This is a genomic window from Pseudomonas sp. GL93, from assembly GCF_003408955.1.
GTDB classification, from domain to species: domain Bacteria; phylum Pseudomonadota; class Gammaproteobacteria; order Pseudomonadales; family Pseudomonadaceae; genus Aquipseudomonas; species Aquipseudomonas paracarnis.
This window is the reverse complement of the sequence record NZ_NKRF01000081.1, coordinates 22,722-38,006: the sequence shown is the minus strand read 5'-3', so window position 1 is coordinate 38,006 and position 15,285 is coordinate 22,722. Positions and strand designations below refer to the sequence as shown.

15 protein-coding genes and 2 pseudogenes are annotated in these 15,285 nt (G+C 61.7%); 9 read left to right on the top strand and 8 right to left on the bottom strand.

The window, feature by feature from the left end; genetic code table 11:
• Positions 1 to 125 precede the first annotated feature (125 nt).
• Together CER19_RS17670 and CER19_RS17665 are read left to right on the top strand one after the other, a co-directional pair.
• On the top strand, positions 126 to 320 hold the full coding sequence (locus tag CER19_RS17670) for a hypothetical protein (protein ID WP_003190284.1): 195 nt from the start codon (positions 126 to 128) through the stop codon (positions 318 to 320).
• Between the two features lie 91 nt (positions 321 to 411).
• Positions 412 to 594 carry a hypothetical protein gene (locus tag CER19_RS17665; RefSeq protein ID WP_003190283.1) on the top strand — a complete coding sequence of 61 codons (183 nt, stop codon included), beginning with the start codon at positions 412 to 414 and terminating at the stop codon, positions 592 to 594.
• Between the two features lie 3 nt (positions 595 to 597).
• On the opposite strand, the gene CER19_RS17660 is transcribed toward CER19_RS17665, so the two are convergent.
• The gene (locus tag CER19_RS17660) at positions 598 to 1,665 is read right to left on the bottom strand and encodes an AI-2E family transporter (RefSeq protein ID WP_116667341.1); all 1,068 of its coding nucleotides are present in this window, start codon (positions 1,663 to 1,665) and stop codon (positions 598 to 600) included.
• Positions 1,666 to 1,836: 171 nt separating this feature from the next.
• Here CER19_RS17660 and yegQ point away from each other — a divergent pair, with 171 nt between their 5' ends.
• Entirely contained in the window at positions 1,837 to 3,150 is a 1,314-nt protein-coding gene (gene yegQ / locus CER19_RS17655) for a tRNA 5-hydroxyuridine modification protein YegQ (protein WP_116667340.1), read from the top strand.
• Between the two features lie 22 nt (positions 3,151 to 3,172).
• Here yegQ and CER19_RS29440 read toward each other — a convergent pair whose 3' ends face one another.
• The 3 genes and pseudogenes from CER19_RS29440 to CER19_RS17645 form a co-directional block, all read right to left on the bottom strand.
• Positions 3,173 to 3,928: a methyl-accepting chemotaxis protein gene (locus tag CER19_RS29440; RefSeq protein ID WP_370004746.1), complete on the bottom strand. Its 756-nt coding sequence runs from the start codon at positions 3,926 to 3,928 to the stop codon at positions 3,173 to 3,175.
• A 102-nt stretch (positions 3,929 to 4,030) separates the two neighbouring features.
• Positions 4,031 to 4,852: pseudogene (locus CER19_RS29435) on the bottom strand (cache domain-containing protein); the annotation flags it as partial.
• 185 nt (positions 4,853 to 5,037) lie between these two features.
• Positions 5,038 to 6,357, bottom strand: coding sequence for a Na+/H+ antiporter family protein (locus tag CER19_RS17645; protein WP_165861644.1), 1,320 nt, complete (start codon positions 6,355 to 6,357; stop codon positions 5,038 to 5,040).
• 229 nt (positions 6,358 to 6,586) lie between these two features.
• Here CER19_RS17645 and CER19_RS29430 point away from each other — a divergent pair.
• Together CER19_RS29430 and CER19_RS29425 are read left to right on the top strand one after the other, a co-directional pair.
• A pseudogene (locus CER19_RS29430) lies at positions 6,587 to 7,876 on the top strand (HAMP domain-containing protein); the annotation flags it as partial.
• Between the two features lie 102 nt (positions 7,877 to 7,978).
• Positions 7,979 to 8,734, top strand: coding sequence for a methyl-accepting chemotaxis protein (locus CER19_RS29425; RefSeq protein ID WP_371921550.1), 756 nt, complete (start codon positions 7,979 to 7,981; stop codon positions 8,732 to 8,734).
• 128 nt (positions 8,735 to 8,862) lie between these two features.
• On the opposite strand, the gene CER19_RS17635 is transcribed toward CER19_RS29425, so the two are convergent.
• The 4 genes from CER19_RS17635 to CER19_RS17620 are packed head-to-tail and all read right to left on the bottom strand — an operon-like array spanning position 8,863 to position 11,454.
• The gene (locus tag CER19_RS17635) at positions 8,863 to 10,176 is read right to left on the bottom strand and encodes a sensor histidine kinase (protein WP_116667336.1); all 1,314 of its coding nucleotides are present in this window, start codon (positions 10,174 to 10,176) and stop codon (positions 8,863 to 8,865) included.
• Entirely contained in the window at positions 10,173 to 10,841 is a 669-nt protein-coding gene (locus CER19_RS17630) for a response regulator transcription factor (RefSeq protein ID WP_003190268.1), read from the bottom strand. Before CER19_RS17630 ends, CER19_RS17635 begins: the two co-directional genes overlap by 4 nt.
• Positions 10,841 to 11,152: a PepSY domain-containing protein gene (locus CER19_RS17625; protein WP_003190266.1), complete on the bottom strand. Its 312-nt coding sequence runs from the start codon at positions 11,150 to 11,152 to the stop codon at positions 10,841 to 10,843. Before CER19_RS17625 ends, CER19_RS17630 begins: the two co-directional genes overlap by 1 nt.
• Complete coding sequence (locus tag CER19_RS17620) at positions 11,152 to 11,454, bottom strand: PepSY domain-containing protein (RefSeq protein WP_116667335.1); 303 nt, start codon at positions 11,452 to 11,454, stop codon at positions 11,152 to 11,154. Before CER19_RS17620 ends, CER19_RS17625 begins: the two co-directional genes overlap by 1 nt.
• A gap of 157 nt (positions 11,455 to 11,611) precedes the next feature.
• Here CER19_RS17620 and CER19_RS17615 point away from each other — a divergent pair, with 157 nt between their 5' ends.
• The 4 genes from CER19_RS17615 (at position 11,612) to codB (ending at position 15,251) form a co-directional block, all read left to right on the top strand.
• On the top strand, positions 11,612 to 12,691 hold the full coding sequence (locus tag CER19_RS17615) for a patatin-like phospholipase family protein (protein ID WP_116667334.1): 1,080 nt from the start codon (positions 11,612 to 11,614) through the stop codon (positions 12,689 to 12,691).
• A gap of 97 nt (positions 12,692 to 12,788) precedes the next feature.
• On the top strand, positions 12,789 to 13,145 hold the full coding sequence (gene queD / locus CER19_RS17610) for a 6-carboxytetrahydropterin synthase QueD (protein WP_003190259.1): 357 nt from the start codon (positions 12,789 to 12,791) through the stop codon (positions 13,143 to 13,145).
• Positions 13,146 to 13,209: 64 nt separating this feature from the next.
• Positions 13,210 to 13,833, top strand: a complete 624-nt coding sequence (locus CER19_RS17605) for an NUDIX hydrolase (RefSeq protein WP_116667333.1) — start codon at positions 13,210 to 13,212, stop codon at positions 13,831 to 13,833.
• Between the two features lie 149 nt (positions 13,834 to 13,982).
• Positions 13,983 to 15,251 (top strand): cytosine permease, encoded by a 1,269-nt coding sequence (gene codB, locus CER19_RS17600; protein WP_116667332.1) that lies wholly within the window; start codon positions 13,983 to 13,985, stop codon positions 15,249 to 15,251.
• The last annotated feature ends 34 nt before the right edge of the window (positions 15,252 to 15,285 follow it).

The window sequence follows — 15,285 nt, the reverse complement described above, 5'->3', positions numbered from 1 at the left end:
CCAATCCCACATCATAAGCGTCAAATATCCTCTTGATCGATTGCGGGCTGCGCTGTCATGTTTGCGTCACAAAACAGTCGCACTATCGACTCAGTCCAGCCAATAACAATTAAGGACGATTGACCATGCCCACACAAAACCCGCACCGCACCGCCGGCCTTTGCACCTCCAGCAAGGTCTACAGCGCCTTGACTGAACTCAAGCACCTTGAAGGCCATCGCAGCGCCAAGTTCCTGGCATTACTGGCAGAAAACCTGGTGCGCAAGGGCCTGCTCAGTGAGCACGAAGTGGTGAACATGCTCGACCAAGTGGTGGATTAACGCCTGGCGTTGATGTCGACTATCGAGCCAGGTGATTTTTCCCAGGCATCGGCAAACCGTAAGGTGACCTCCATAACGTTTGGAGGTATTTATGCCCACTGTTCAAATCATGTCTGTCATCGGCAGCGCCGTCCCCGCCCCGCTGCGCAAACTGGGCTTGCTCGCCTGCTGGTATGTCGTGCGCGATGGCGAGCCGATCAGCGGCCCGCTCACCTCGTTATCCGATGCCGAAACACAACGCCGAATGGCAACCGACTTCAGGCTAGAAGCCTGAACGCTATGGCAGCGGCAACTTGACCCGCGGCTTGGTTTCGGCGAACAACGCCCAGCACGACATGAACAACGCTGCCACCAGCGGCCCGATGACAAAGCCGTTAAGGCCGAACACCGACAGGCCGCCCAAGGTCGAGATCAGGATCAGGTAGTCCGGCATCTTGGTGTCCTTGCCCACCAGGATCGGGCGTAGCACGTTGTCTACCAGGCCAATCACGAACACCCCGAACAGCCCCAGCACCACCCCCTGCCAGATCGAACCGCTCAACAGGAAGTAAACCGCCACCGGCCCCCAGACCAGCCCGGCACCCACCGCTGGCAATAGCGACAGGAACGCCATCAGCACGGCCCAGAGCAAGGCACTGGGGATGTCCAGGAACCAGAAAATCAAGCCACCCAGCGCCCCCTGGGTCACGGCCACCAGCACGTTGCCCTTGACCGTGGCGCGCACCACGCGGTTGAACTTGAGTTGCAGGCGGCGCTTTTGCGGCTCGGCCAACGGCACGGCTGTGCGCACTTTGCGTACCAGTTCCGGGCCATCGCGCAGCAGGAAAAACAGCAGGTACAGCATGATGAAAAAGCTCACCAGGAAATCAAACGTACCCTGGCCGAAGCTGAACGCCTGGGAGGCAAAGAACTGACTGCCCTGCATCGCGCCCTTGACTACCTTTTCCCGCAGCCCTTCGAGGTTGCCCATGCCGAAGCGGTCGAGCAACTGCTGGAAATACGGCGGTAGGACGTTCTTGAATTGCTCGATATAACCCGCTACGTCGAGTTTGCCGCTCTCGATGTTTTTGTAGAGCGTGGCTCCCTCTTGCACCAGCAAAGCACTGGTGATGATCACCGGCAGAATCGCGATCACCAGGCACACCATCAAGGTGGTCAGGGAGGTCAGGTTGCGGTTCCAGCTAAAACGCTGCTGCAGGCGGCGCTGCATCGGCGCAAAGATAATGCCCAGGATCACCGCCCAGAACACCGCGCCGTAGAACGGCAGCAATATCCAGATAAAAGCCACGGTGACCAAGGCCAGTAGCAGCAACAGGGTTTTGAATTGCAGGTTGGTTTGATTCATGTCCGGTCCATGTCAGAAAACAAGGCCGATGGCGGCCCTGTTGCTTAGTCCGCAGCCAAACGTGGGAGTGCCCTTGTTTATCGAACAAGCATAGATCGCCCTGTTTTAGACGTGGATCAATGAGCGGCGCCCGGCCCTGCACTACCCTCGCGCCTTTTGCGACCTACAACCATGCCCTCCATCATTGCCCCCGAACTGCTCGCTCCCGCCGGCACCCTGAAAAACATGCGCTACGCCTTCGCCTACGGTGCCGACGCGGTCTATGCCGGCCAGCCGCGCTACAGCCTGCGGGTGCGCAATAACGAATTCGACCACGCCAACCTGGCCCTCGGCATCCAGGAAGCCCATGACCAGGGCAAGCGTTTCTACGTGGTGGTGAACATTGCGCCGCACAATGCCAAGCTCAAGACCTTCCTCAAAGACCTAGCGCCCGTGATCGCCATGGGCCCGGATGCGCTGATCATGTCCGACCCGGGGTTGATCATGCTGGTGCGCCAGCACTTCCCGCAGATGCCGATCCACCTGTCGGTACAGGCCAATACGGTGAATTGGGCCAGCGTGGTGTTCTGGCAGCAACAAGGCATTTGCAGGGTGATTCTGTCGCGGGAGCTGTCCCTGGAAGAGATCGGCGAAATCCGCCAGCAGGTGCCGACGATGGAGTTGGAGGTGTTTGTACATGGCGCCTTGTGCATGGCCTATTCCGGGCGGTGCCTGCTGTCGGGCTATATGAACAAGCGCGATGCCAACCAAGGCAGTTGCACCAATGCCTGCCGCTGGAAATACCAGGCCACGCCGGCAGTGGAGAATGCCACTGGCGATATCGTCCATGAATATCAACCCACATTGGGCATCGGCACGCCCACCGATCAGGTGTTCCTGCTACAAGAGGCCAATCGCCCCGATGACCCCATGCCCGCTTTCGAAGACGAACATGGCACCTACATCATGAACGCCAAGGACCTGCGGGCCGTGCAGCATGTGGAGCGCCTGGCACAGATGGGCGTGCATTCGTTGAAAATCGAAGGCCGCACCAAGTCCCACTTCTACTGCGCGCGCACCACCCAGGTGTACCGCCAGGCCATCGATGACGCAGTGGCCGGGCGCGCGTTTGACCGCGGCTTGATGACCAACCTCGAATCCCTGGCCCAGCGTGGCTATACCGAAGGGTTCCTGCGCCGCCACGTGCACGACGAATACCAGAACTACCAGAACGGCAGCTCGGTTTCCGAGCGCCAGCAGTTTGTCGGGGAGCTGACCGGCGAGCGTTGTGGCGCGTTGGCCGAGGTGAAGGTGAAGAATCGCTTTGCACTGGGCGACCACCTGGAGTTGATGACGCCCGCCGGCAATTTTCACTTTGACTTGGCGAGCCTGCATAACGCCAACGGCGAAAGCATTGAGGTGGCGCCGGGGGACGGGCATACGGTGTATGTGCCGATTCCGACGCAGATGGACCTGCGTTTTGGCCTGCTGATGCGCGACGTTTAAACCCTGCCACGGGTTGAATGGATCAGATCCTGAACTGGCCCACCAACTGCCCGAGGCGCTGGCCCAGGTCTGCCAGGCTGCGAGACGTCTGAGCACCCAACTGGGTTTCGTCCGCCACGCTGTCCACCGCTACCGCAATCTGATGCACGCTGCGGTTGATCTCTTCCGCGACGGCGGTCTGCTCTTCGGCGGCGCTGGCGATCTGGGCGTTCATTGAGTTAATGGTGCCAATCAGTTGCGCCATGGTGTCCAAGGACGCGCCGGCTTGGTTGGCCTGGGCCGAGGTGCCGTCGCCGGCATCGCTGGAGCGGCGCATAGCGTCCACAGCCGCCTCGGTGCCTTTTTGCAGGCGATCGATCATGCCCTGGATTTCCTGAGTGCTGGTTTGGGTGCGACTGGCCAGGGCACGCACTTCATCGGCGACCACGGCAAAGCCACGCCCAGCCTCCCCGGCCCGTGCGGCCTCGATGGCAGCGTTGAGCGCCAGCAGGTTGGTTTGCTCGGCGATGGAGCGGATCACGCCGAGCACACTGACGATTGACGACACATCCTGCTGCAGACTGTCCAGGGACACGCCGCTGCTGCGGATGTCGTTCACCAGCGCATGGATCTGCGCGATGCTGCCGTCCACTACCCGCTTGGCGGCCTGGCCTTCGGCGTCGGTCTGCTGCGCAGCGACGGCGGCGCCCTGGGCACTGCGTGCCACTTCGTGGGCAGCCGAGGACATCTGGTTGATCGCGGTGGCCACCTGGTCGGTCTCGTGGCGCTGGCGCTCCATGGCCTGCTCGGAGCGCTGGGCCTGGTCGGACACCTGGCTCACCAGCCCGGTGAGTTGGGCGGTCATGTCGGTGATCTGGCGCACCAGGCCGTGAATTTTATCGACAAAGCGATTGAATGCACCGGCCAGGTCGCCGAGTTCATCCTGGCTGGTAATGGCCAGGCGGCGGGTCAGGTCACCTTCACCCGCTGCGATGTCATCGAGGTTGGCTTTCATCAGGTGCAGCGGGCGCAGGATGGTATTGGCCAGCAGCATGCCCACGGCGGCGATCACCAGCAACACCACCACGGCCACGCCGAGGATGCTCAACAGCACGCCTTGCATGCGCTTCTCGACTTTTGCCTGCACCACCGCCACTTGGGCGTCGATGCCATCGAGGTTCACCGAGGTGCCGATCACCATGTCCCACTTAGGCAGGTATTCGGTATAGCCGAGTTTGGGCACCAGTTCGGTCTGGCCGGGCTGGGTCGAGCTGTATTGCAGGTAGTGGGTGCCGTCCTTGCCGACCTTGACCAGGTCGCGGTTGACGTAGACACCGTTGGGGTCGCGGTTGTCCTTGAAGCTTTTGCCCACGCCGTCCGGGCTGTTGCCCTTGAACAGCCGGATGGTCTCGGAGTCGTAGCCGAAGAAATAGCCGTCTTTGCCGTAACGGGTATTGGATAACAACTTGACCACCTGCGCCCGCGCCGCGTTGTCGCCGGGGGCTGCCGCGTCGTAGAGCGGTTTGATGGTGGTCATGGCCACCTCGACATAACTTTGCAGGGTGGCCTTGGCGTCGTTGAGCAGGCGCTGGCGGGTTTCATCCACCTCGTTGCGGGCCTGGCCCTGCAGAATCCACACGGTAGTCAGGCTGATGACCACGGCAAACAACAACACCGGCACGACAGCAAGGGCCAGAACTTTGGCCTTCAAACTCAGACGCATGGCTTTTCTCTCTTGTTAGTGGCGACTTGAGAGGTTAACGGCCATGTGAGCGATTACTGTAGGAGCGAGCTTGTGTGGCGAGGCAGCTTGCTGCCGCTCGGGTGCGCAGCGCCCGCACGCTTTTTTGGCGCTGCTTCGCAGCCCAGCGGGAGCAAGCTCCCTCGCCACAGAGGTTCTCGCCTGGATCAGAGCGTCATCGCAGCCAGCCAGCCGAACGCCAGCAACGGCAGGTTGTAGTGCAGGAAGGTCGGCACCACGGTGTCCCAGATATGGTGGTGCTGGCCGTCGATATTCAGGCCGGAGGTGGGGCCGAGGGTGGAGTCCGAGGCGGGTGAACCGGCGTCGCCCAAGGCACCGGCGGTACCAACAATGCACACGATGGCCAACGGGCTGAAGCCCAGTTGCACACACAGCGGCACGAAAATCGCCGCGAGGATCGGCACCGTGGAAAACGACGAGCCGATGCCCATGGTCACCAACAACCCCACCAGCAGCATCAACAACGCGCCGACGCCCCGGCTATGGCCGATGAATGCCGCCGAGGTTTGCACCAGCGAGTTCACGTCACCGGTAGCCTTGAGCACTTCGGCAAAGCCTGAGGACGCGATCATGATGAAACCGATCATGGCCATCATTTTCATGCCTTCGGTGAACAGGTCATCGGTGTCGCGCCAGCGCACGATGCCCGACACCGAGAAGATCAGGAACCCGGCCAGGGCGCCGATGATCATCGAGTCCAGCCACAACTGGATGATAAACGCCGAGGCGATCGCCAGGCCGGCCACCAGCAGGGTCAGCGGGTTGTACTGCACCGCCACTTGCTCGACACGCTCGATTTTCTTCAGGTCGTACACACGCTTTTTGCGGTAGCTGATCAACACCGCCACCAGCAGGCCGACCACCATGCCCAGCGCCGGCAGGCCCATGGCGTGGGTGACATTCACCCCGCTGATATCCACCCCGCTCTTGGCGACGTTGGCCAGCAGGATCTGATTGAGGAAGATATTGCCAAAGCCCACCGGCAGAAACATGTACGGGGTGATCAGGCCGAAGGTCATCACACAGGCGATCAGGCGACGGTCCAGTTGCAGCTTGGTCAGCACATACAACAGCGGCGGTACCAGCAGCGGAATAAACGCAATGTGGATCGGCAAGATGTTCTGCGAGGCAATCGCCACCACCCACAACAGGCCGATCAGCAGCCATTTGACGTGGTTGCCACCGCTGGCGTCCTGACGGTCCACCAGCAGCAAGGCTTTGTCCGCCAAGGCATGGGCCAGCCCGGACTTGGCAATCGCCACGGCGAAAGCCCCGAGCAATGCGTAGGACAAGGCCACGGTTGCGCCGCCGCCCAGCCCGCCGTTGAAGGCCTTGAGCGTGGCCTCGATACCCAGGCCACCGGTCAAGCCACCCACCAGGGCGCCGACGATAATGGCGATGACCACATGCACGCGGGACAGGCTGAGTACCAGCATGGTGCCGACCGCGGCGATGACTGCGTTAATCATGGTTACCTCAAGCAGAAACAAAAAAGACAGGCATGCCCGCGCGCGGCCCATGGGAACAGCTGCCGGCGTGCAGGCTTGAAAGAGGTCTTATTAGAGGGCGCGCACTTTGCAGGAGCTGGGCTGTCATGTCAAAAACTGTGGTGAGGCAAAGCCCTCTGCACAGATAAAGAATTACAGGCACTGGCCGATACGCTGTCTCTATGTGCTTTCAGGTAAGGATGTCCCGATGTCGCTCAGGCAGCTCTCCATTCAATGGAAAATCACCCTGCTGGCGGGCCTCTGCCTGCTGGGGATCGTGACCCTGCTGGTGGGTCTGTCGCTGTATCGCATGGCGCAGAGCTCGCAGCAGGTCAAGGCGTCCAGCATGCAGATGCTCGACGAAGCCGCCCAGTCGCGCATCGAGGCCCAAGGCGAAGTGCAAGCGCTGGGCATTCGCCAGCAGTTCATGGATGCCTACCAGTACGGCCATGGCTTTTCCCGCCAGGTGCTGTTTTTGCGCGAACAGGCCGAGAAGCGCTTTCTCGATGCCTTCGACACCCGTGAAGACCTGACGCGCCAGGTCAAGGCCGCCCTGCAGGCCAACCCCGACCTGCTCGGCCTGTCCCTGGTGTTCGAAGCCAATGCGCTGGACGGCAAAGACGAACTGTTCGCCAACCAGGCGGAACTGGGCAGCAATGACAAAGGCCGTTTCGCGCTGTACTGGTCGCAACCGACACCGGGGAAAATCACCTCGATGGCGCTGCCCGAGAGCGACATGGCCGACACCTCCATCGGCCCCAGCGGTGAAAAGGCCAACGCCTGGTTCACTTGCCCACGCACGACCCTCAAGCCCTGCGTGATCGAGCCCTACTTCTATGTGATCGACGGCCAGAACGTGCTGATGACCAGCATCGTATTCCCGCTGATGGTCAATGGCAAAGTCATCGCCTCGCTGTCGGTGGACATCAACCTCAACAGCCTGCAGGCGGTCAGCCAACAGGCCAGCCAGAAACTGTACGACGGCCAGACCCAGGTCAGCATCCTCAGCCCGACCGGCTTACTGGCCGGCTACAGCCCGGATGCCAGCAAACTCAGCCAACGCCTGGAGCAGGTCGACCCGGCCAGCGGCGCTCAGTTGATCAGTGCCTTGGCCAGCAGTACCCAGACCCACAGCCTGCGCACCGACCATCAACTCAAGGTACTGGCGCCTTTTGCGCCGATTCCCGGCGGTAAGGCGTGGGGCGTATTGCTGGATGTACCGGAAAAAGTCCTGGTCGCCCCCGCCGAAGCGCTGAAAAACCAGCTGGACGCCGACAACGCCAAAGGCACCCTGCTGGAACTGGGCCTGGGCCTGCTCGCCGCCGTTGTCGGCTTGATCCTGGTGTGGCTGATGGCGCGCAGCGTGACCCGGCCAATCCTCGGCGTGGCGCACATGCTTGAAGATATCGCCAGCGGCGAAGGCGACCTGACCCGGCGCCTGGCTTACGCCAAACAGGACGAGCTGGGCCAATTGGCCGGCTGGTTCAACCGCTTCCTCGACAAGCTGCAGCCGATCATTGCCGAGGTCAAACGCTCGGTGCAGGACGCCCGTGGCACCGCCGACCAATCCGCAGCCATTGCCACGCAAACCAGCGCCGGCATGGAGCAGCAGTACCGCCAGGTGGACCAGGTGGCCACCGCATCCCACGAAATGGGCGCCACCGCCCAGGACGTGGCCCGCAGCGCCGCACAAGCGGCCCAAGCCGCCCGAGATGCCGACCAGGCGACTCGTCAAGGCTTGACGGTTATCGACCGCACCACCGCCAACATTGGCGAGCTCGCCGCCGACATGAGCACTGCCATGGCCCAGGTAGAAGGCTTGGCCGCCAACAGCGAACAGATCGGCTCGGTGCTTGAAGTGATTCGCGGCATCGCCGAGCAGACCAACCTGTTGGCGCTCAACGCCGCCATCGAAGCCGCTCGCGCCGGTGAAGCCGGCCGCGGTTTTGCCGTGGTCGCCGACGAAGTGCGCAACCTGGCACGGCGCACCCAGGAATCGGTGGAAGAAACCCGCCTGGTGATCGAACAATTGCAAACCGGTACCAGCGACGTGGTCGGCTCCATGGGCAACAGCTATCGCCAGGCCCAGGGCAGCGTCGAACAGGTGGGCCAGGCCGTGACGGCCTTGCGCCAGATTGGCGATGCGGTCACGGTGATCAGCGACATGAACCTGCAAATCGCCAGCGCCGCCGAAGAGCAAAGCGCGGTGGCCGAAGAGATCAACAGCAACGTGGCGACCATTCGCGATGTGACCGAGTCATTGTCGGAGCAGGCCAATGAGTCGGCGCGGGTCAGCCAGGCGTTGAACAGTCTGGCGAATCAGCAGCAGGGGTTGATGGATCAGTTCAGGGTCTGAATGTAGCAAGGCTTTTCTGTGGGAGCCGGGCTTGCCCGCGATGCAGACACCTCGGTACTTCAGGCAAACCGAGTCGATGCTATCGCAGGCAAGCCAGCTCCCACATCTTGAGCGGTGGTGTGTCAGTGTCAGCGGCGTGGCAACTCGATCAACACCTTGAGCCCACCCAGCTCACTCTCCTGCAGCTGCAACACCCCGCCCCACACCTCAACGATGTCGCGCACGATTCCCAGCCCAAGGCCATGGCCAACCCTTTGCTCATCCAGGCGTGCGCCACGGCTGAACACTTGGTCGCGCTGGGCCTCGGGAATGCCGGGGCCGTCGTCTTCCACCGCCAGCCGGTAGCCGTGGGGCGTCTCGCTGATGCTCAGGCATACCTCGGCGTCCGCCCATTTACAGGCGTTGTCCAGCAGGTTGCCCAGCAGTTCCAACAGGTCTTCACGGTCCCAGGGCAGTTGCAGGCCTGGCGTCACCTGGTAGCTGAGGTCCAGGTGTTCGCCGTGGATCATCCGCAGGGTGGCCAGTAAGCCGGGCAGTTCTTGTTCACAGTCAAATAACGCGCCCGGCAGCGCATCACCCGCCAGGCGCGCACGGTTGAGTTCACGGTTAAGGCGCTGCTGCACCTGCTCCAGTTGCTCGCGCAACAACTGGCTCAACTGCGGATGACCCTTGAGGGCTTCACTGGAAGCGGCGCTCAATAACACCGCCAGCGGGGTTTTCAGCGCATGCCCCAGGTTGCCGAGGGCGTTGCGGGAGCGCTTGAGGCTGTCTTCGGTGTGCGCCAGCAGGTGGTTGATCTGCGCCACCAGGGGCTCCAGCTCAAGCGGCACCTGGGTGTCGAGTTGCGAGCGCTGGCCTTGTTGTAGTTGGGCGATTTGGTTGCGCGCGGTCTCCAGCGGACGCAAGGCACGGCGCACAGTGACCCGTTGCAGAACCAGCACCAGCAGCAGCGCCGCCAGCCCCATCACCAGGCCGACCTGGCGCATCAGGCGAAAGCTCTCACGCACAGGCGTGTAGTCCTGGGCCACGCTGATGGAAATCGATTGGCCAAAGCGCTTGTAGTCCGAGCGCAACACCAACAGTTGCTGGCCTTCGGGCCCCAGTTGCAGGTTGCCCTTGAGCCCCGCCGTGGGGAGCCGGGGCAGTTCCTGGTCCCACAGTGAACGGGAGCGCCAATGCACATCGGCAAAGTCGATACGAAAGTAGTGCCCGGAAAATGGCCGTTGGTACGCCGGCGACAGACGTTGCTCATCCAACTGCACGCCGTTGGGCCCACGCACCAGCGCCACCAGCAGGTTTTCGCTGTCGTTGCGCAAGCCCGCTTCAAGGTAGCGCTGCAAACCCGCCTCGAACAACCACAGGCTGGTTTGCGCCAGCACCACGCCGACGATCACCATCACGCTGATCAACCCCAGGCTCAAGCGCCGCTGGATCGACCTCATGCCGGGGTGGCGCCGAATCGGTAACCCTGACCGCGTCGGGTTTCGATCACGCTGCGTCCCAATTTGCGCCGCAGGTGGTTGACGTGCACCTCCAGCACATTGGAGTCGCGCTCGGTCTCGCCGTCATACAAGTGTTCGGCCAGGTGGCTTTTGGACAGGATCTGTTCGGGATGCAGCATGAAATAGCGCAACAAACGAAACTCGGCAGCCGTCAGCTGGATCTCGGCGCCGTCGCGTAGCACGCACTGGCGCCCTTCATCCAAATGCAGGCCGGCGGCTTGCAGGGTGGGCTGGTTCGTCTGGCCGTGGGAGCGGCGCAACAGCGACTGGATGCGCAGGTACAGCTCTTCAGGGTGAAAGGGTTTGCTCAGGTAATCATCGGCGCCGGCCTTGAGCCCTTCGATGCGCTCGGCCCAGGAATCGCGGGCCGTGAGGATCAGCACCGGGATGGCCAACGCGGCGGCGCGCCATTGCGCCAGCACGTCAAGCCCGGGCAAACCGGGCAGGCCAAGGTCAAGGATGATCAGGTCATAGGGCTCGCTGCGCCCTTGATACACGGCGTCCCGGCCGTCGGCCAGCCAGTCGACCGCGTAGCCCTGGCGCTGCAGGCCGGCCATCAGTTCGTCGGCCAGGGGCACGTTGTCTTCCACCAGGAGCAGGCGCATCAGTCTTCCTCATCTTTGATCAGGTCGCCATTGGTGGCATCCAGCTTGATCTCGCGCACCACACCCTCGGTGGTCACCAGTTCCACTTCATAGGCGTATTGCCCGTGTTTCTTTTCCAGTTCGGCTTCCAGCAGCCGTGAGCCGGGGTATCGCGCCATGGCCTGCTGCAACAGCTGTTCCAACGGCAGGATCACGCCTTGCTGGCGCAGGGCCAGGGCTTCGTCCTGGTTGAGGTCGCGGGCCGCGAGACTGGAACAAAACACCATGAGCACCAGCGCCACGCGACTGCCGACGCGTAAATTTACCTTCATTACGTATCCTGATGATTCTTGAGAACCTGCCCGGTGAGCGCGTCCAATTCAACATCCCATTCAATGCCGTCAGTGTCTTGAAGCTCAACTTCATAGACGTACTTGCCGTACTCCTCATCCAGGTCGGTGCCCAGCAGCGTCGAACCAGGGTGAAGGGCCAGGGCAGTGGCTTCCAATTGATCGAAAGCGACAATAGTAACAGTGGCCGGCACGATCAGTGGTTTGTCGGGGTCCAATGCGGCGGCCGAGGTCGCCGTAACGAGGATGATAGCGGCGGCGCCCAGGGCAGTGAGGCGCTTCATGATAAGTCTCCGTTACATGATGTTTTCCTACGCCGACCACGGTACGCGCCGCAACTTAACTGAAACTGAATTGCCACCATGGCAATTTCACGCAAGCCGTTTTCCCACTGACTGGGAGATTTCCTATACTGCCCCGCTCGCCTCAACAGAGACCGGTATGACAGCCATCCATATCAAGTTCCCGGCCTTGACCCTCAAGGCCGGCAAGCGTGCCTTCACCCGCCTCCGCGAGCAGGGCCTTGCGCCTGCCGACGTCGGTATCCTCCCCGGTGCGGCTGGCGGCCCCAAGGCCCTGGGTATCCAAGGGCTGGACCTGGCGCTGTTCGGTGACTGGTTGCCCCGTGCGCCGCGCGAGCGTGCGCTGATCGGCGCGTCCATCGGCTCGTGGCGGTTCGCCAGCGCCTGCCTGCCCGACCCGGTGCAAGGTTTGCTCGACCTGGGCCGGCTCTACAACGAGCAGCGCTTTGCCAAAGGCGTGACCATGGCGCAAGTCAGCCAGAGCTGCCAACGCATGCTCGACGACCTGCTGGCCGGGCGCGATGCGCGGGTGCTGGACAACCCCGACTATCGGCTGAACATCATGGTGGTCAAGAGCCACGGATTGCTCGCCGATGACCACCGTGGGCGGCTGGGGCTGGGCCTGTCGTCGGTGATTGCCGATAATCTGCGGGGCCGCGCACGGCTGTCGCGGCATTTCGAGCGGCTGATCATCCACGACCCGCGTCAGGCGCCTCCGGTACACCCGCTGAAGGATTTCCCCTCGCGCTTCCTCACCCTGGACGTGGGCAACCTGCGCCAGGCGTTGCTCGCGTCCGGCTCGATCCCCATGGTGATGCAAGGCGTGCGCGACCTACCCGGGGCCGGAGCCGGCACCTACCGCGACGGCGGCCTGCTGGACTACCACCTCGACCTGCCCTACCACGGCGATGACATCGTGCTGTACCCGCACTTTACCGACCGGGTCATCCCCGGCTGGTTCGACAAGGGCCTGCCATGGCGGCGCAGCAACCAGCAATTTTTGCAGGATGTGTTACTGCTCGCGCCGTCCAGGGACTACCTGGCCCGCCTGCCCCACGGCAAGCTGCCAGACCGCAGCGACTTCAAGCGCTTTATGGGCGATGACCCTGGCCGCAACAAATATTGGCAAACCGCCATGAGCGAGAGCCAACGACTGGGGGATGAGTTTTTGGCATTGGCGGATAACGGCAAGCTCGGCGACCGATTGCTAGCCCTTTGACCGCATGGGTGCCTGCGGCCGAGGGGCGGTATGCGCAGAGGTTGATCAAACTGTTAAACTCGCCGCCTGCCAGACACCTGACCGAGCTGAAAACACTGTGGAAATCTTCAAGGAATTTACATTCGAATCCGCCCATCGCCTGCCCCACGTACCGGAAGGCCACAAATGCGGGCGCCTGCATGGGCATTCGTTCAAGGTGGCCATCCACCTGAGCGGCGACCTGGATCCCCATACCGGCTGGATTCGCGACTTCTCGGAGATCAAAGCGATTTTCAAGCCGCTCTATGAACGCCTCGACCACAACTACCTCAATGACATTCCCGGCCTGGAAAACCCCACCAGCGAAGTACTGGCCAAGTGGATCTGGAATGAACTGAAACCCTTGCTGCCGGAACTCAGTGCGATCCGTATCCACGAGACCTGCACCAGTGGCTGCATCTATCGCGGCGAGTAAGCGATAACGTGTTGGAAAACCACCTGCGGGTGGTTTTTTTTGGAAATGCTTTCAGGAGAACGTGATGGAAAACACCTGGCTGGCCCAAGCCAAGCGCTTGCAGGCGCTGGCTTCCACGGGGTTGCATTTCTGCACCGATGATTTCGAGCGCGAGCGCCTGGAGGAAATTGCCCTGATCGCTCACACCATGCTGGCGCAATTGGGCAACGTACCGCTGGAGCGTATCACCGGCCTGGTTTCGGATTTCGCCCAGCGCTATTCGACGCCGATGATCGACGTGCGCGGCGCAGTGATCGAAGGTGAGCGGATTTTGCTGGTACGGGAATCGACCGATGGCTGCTGGGCATTGCCGGGTGGTTATGCCGATATAGGTTTGTCGGCGGCCGAGAACATCATCAAGGAAATCCACGAAGAAGCCGGGCTCACTGTCACCGCAAGGGCGCTATACAGCGTGACGCACAAGGCCAAGGGCTCGTACCGGCCAGATGTGAGGGATTTCTACAAGTTGTACTTCCTGTGTGACCGGGTGGACCAACTCGCACCCACGGCAGGTTTTGAAACCACCGAAGTCGGCTTTTTCACCTTGGATGACCTGCCGCCCCTGTCTCGCGGGCGCACGATTGAAAGTGATCTTGAGGCTGCCTTCGCATTTAATCGGGGTGAGACCACGCAGACACTATTCGACTGAGCCAGTTTGGCTCACCGCTGCACTGCTTTTGCGCTGGATTGGGCGGGAGACCTTATAAAGGGCTTGGTCCCGTCAGCGCATACCTGCCTGCACCTGCGTTGGCACGCAGGATGCACACGACCTGGGTCACCACTCAGGGAGCAGCCCCCATGACGCAGCAAGACCCCGGCAACGACTACCCTCTCAGCGAAGTCCCCTTGCACGCGCGCAAGGGCCTGGCCTCTACGGCCATGGTGTTGCTGGGGTTCACCTTTTTTACCGCGACCATGTTTGCCGGCGGCAAGCTGGGGGTGGCGTTCAGCTTCATCGACATGCTCGGCGTCGTGGCCCTGGGTAACCTGTTGTTGGGTATCTACGCCGCAGGCTTGGGTTACATCGCGTTCAAGAGCGGCTTGAACTCGGTGTTGATGGGGCGTTTCTGCTTTGGCGAAGTGGGCAGCAAGCTCAGTGACTTGATCCTCGGCTTTACCCAGATCGGCTGGTATGCCTGGGGCACGGCCACGGCGGCCGTGGTATTGGGCAAGTATTTCCAGTTGAGCCAGGGCGGGGTGCTGGGGCTGATGGTGGTATTTGGTTTACTGTTCTGCGCCACCGCCTACGTGGGGTATCGCGGCTTGGAAATCCTGTCCTACATCGCGGTGCCGGCCATGGGGCTTCTGTTGCTGCTGTCGATGTGGGTCGCCACCGTGAAGGTCGGCGGGCTGGAAGGGCTCCTGGCGGTGGTGCCCAGCGCTGAGCTGGACTTGTCCACCGCCATCACCCTGGTGTTCGGGACCTTTGTCAGCGGGGCAACCCAGGCCACCAACTGGACACGGTTTTCGCGCTCGGCCAAGGTTGCGGTGCTGGCCAGCCTGATCGGCTTTTTTGTCGGCAACGGCTTGATGGTGCTGATCGGGGCCTATGGCGCCATCGTCTATCAGCAACCGGATGTGGTGGAGGTCTTGCTGCTGCAAGGTTTCGCCACGGCGGCGATGGCCATGCTGCTGCTCAATATCTGGAGCACCCAGGACAACACCATCTACAACTTCGCCGTCGCCGGTTGCAACCTGCTGCGCACCCAACGGCGCAAGAGCGTGACCCTGGCCGGCGCGGTGATCGGCACCCTGCTCGCCTTGTTCGGCATGTATGACCTGCTGGTGCCGTACCTGATCCTGCTGGGTACGGTCATCCCGCCGATAGGAGGCGTGATCATGGCGGACTTCTTCTATCGCTATCGCGGCCAATATCCGCGCTTGGCGGAAGCTCACTTACCGGCATTCAATTGGCCAGGTCTGATCGCGTATGGGGTGGGCACCGTGGTCGCGTTCAACTCGCCGTGGGTCGCACCGTTGGTGGGAATTTTTGCCGCATCGCTGACCTATGTGCTGCTCAGCGCCATACTACGCGCCATGACCGCCTGGACATCGGTATCGCCCTGAGGATCTGGCGGCTGTCTGCCTGATTTTTTTGCCA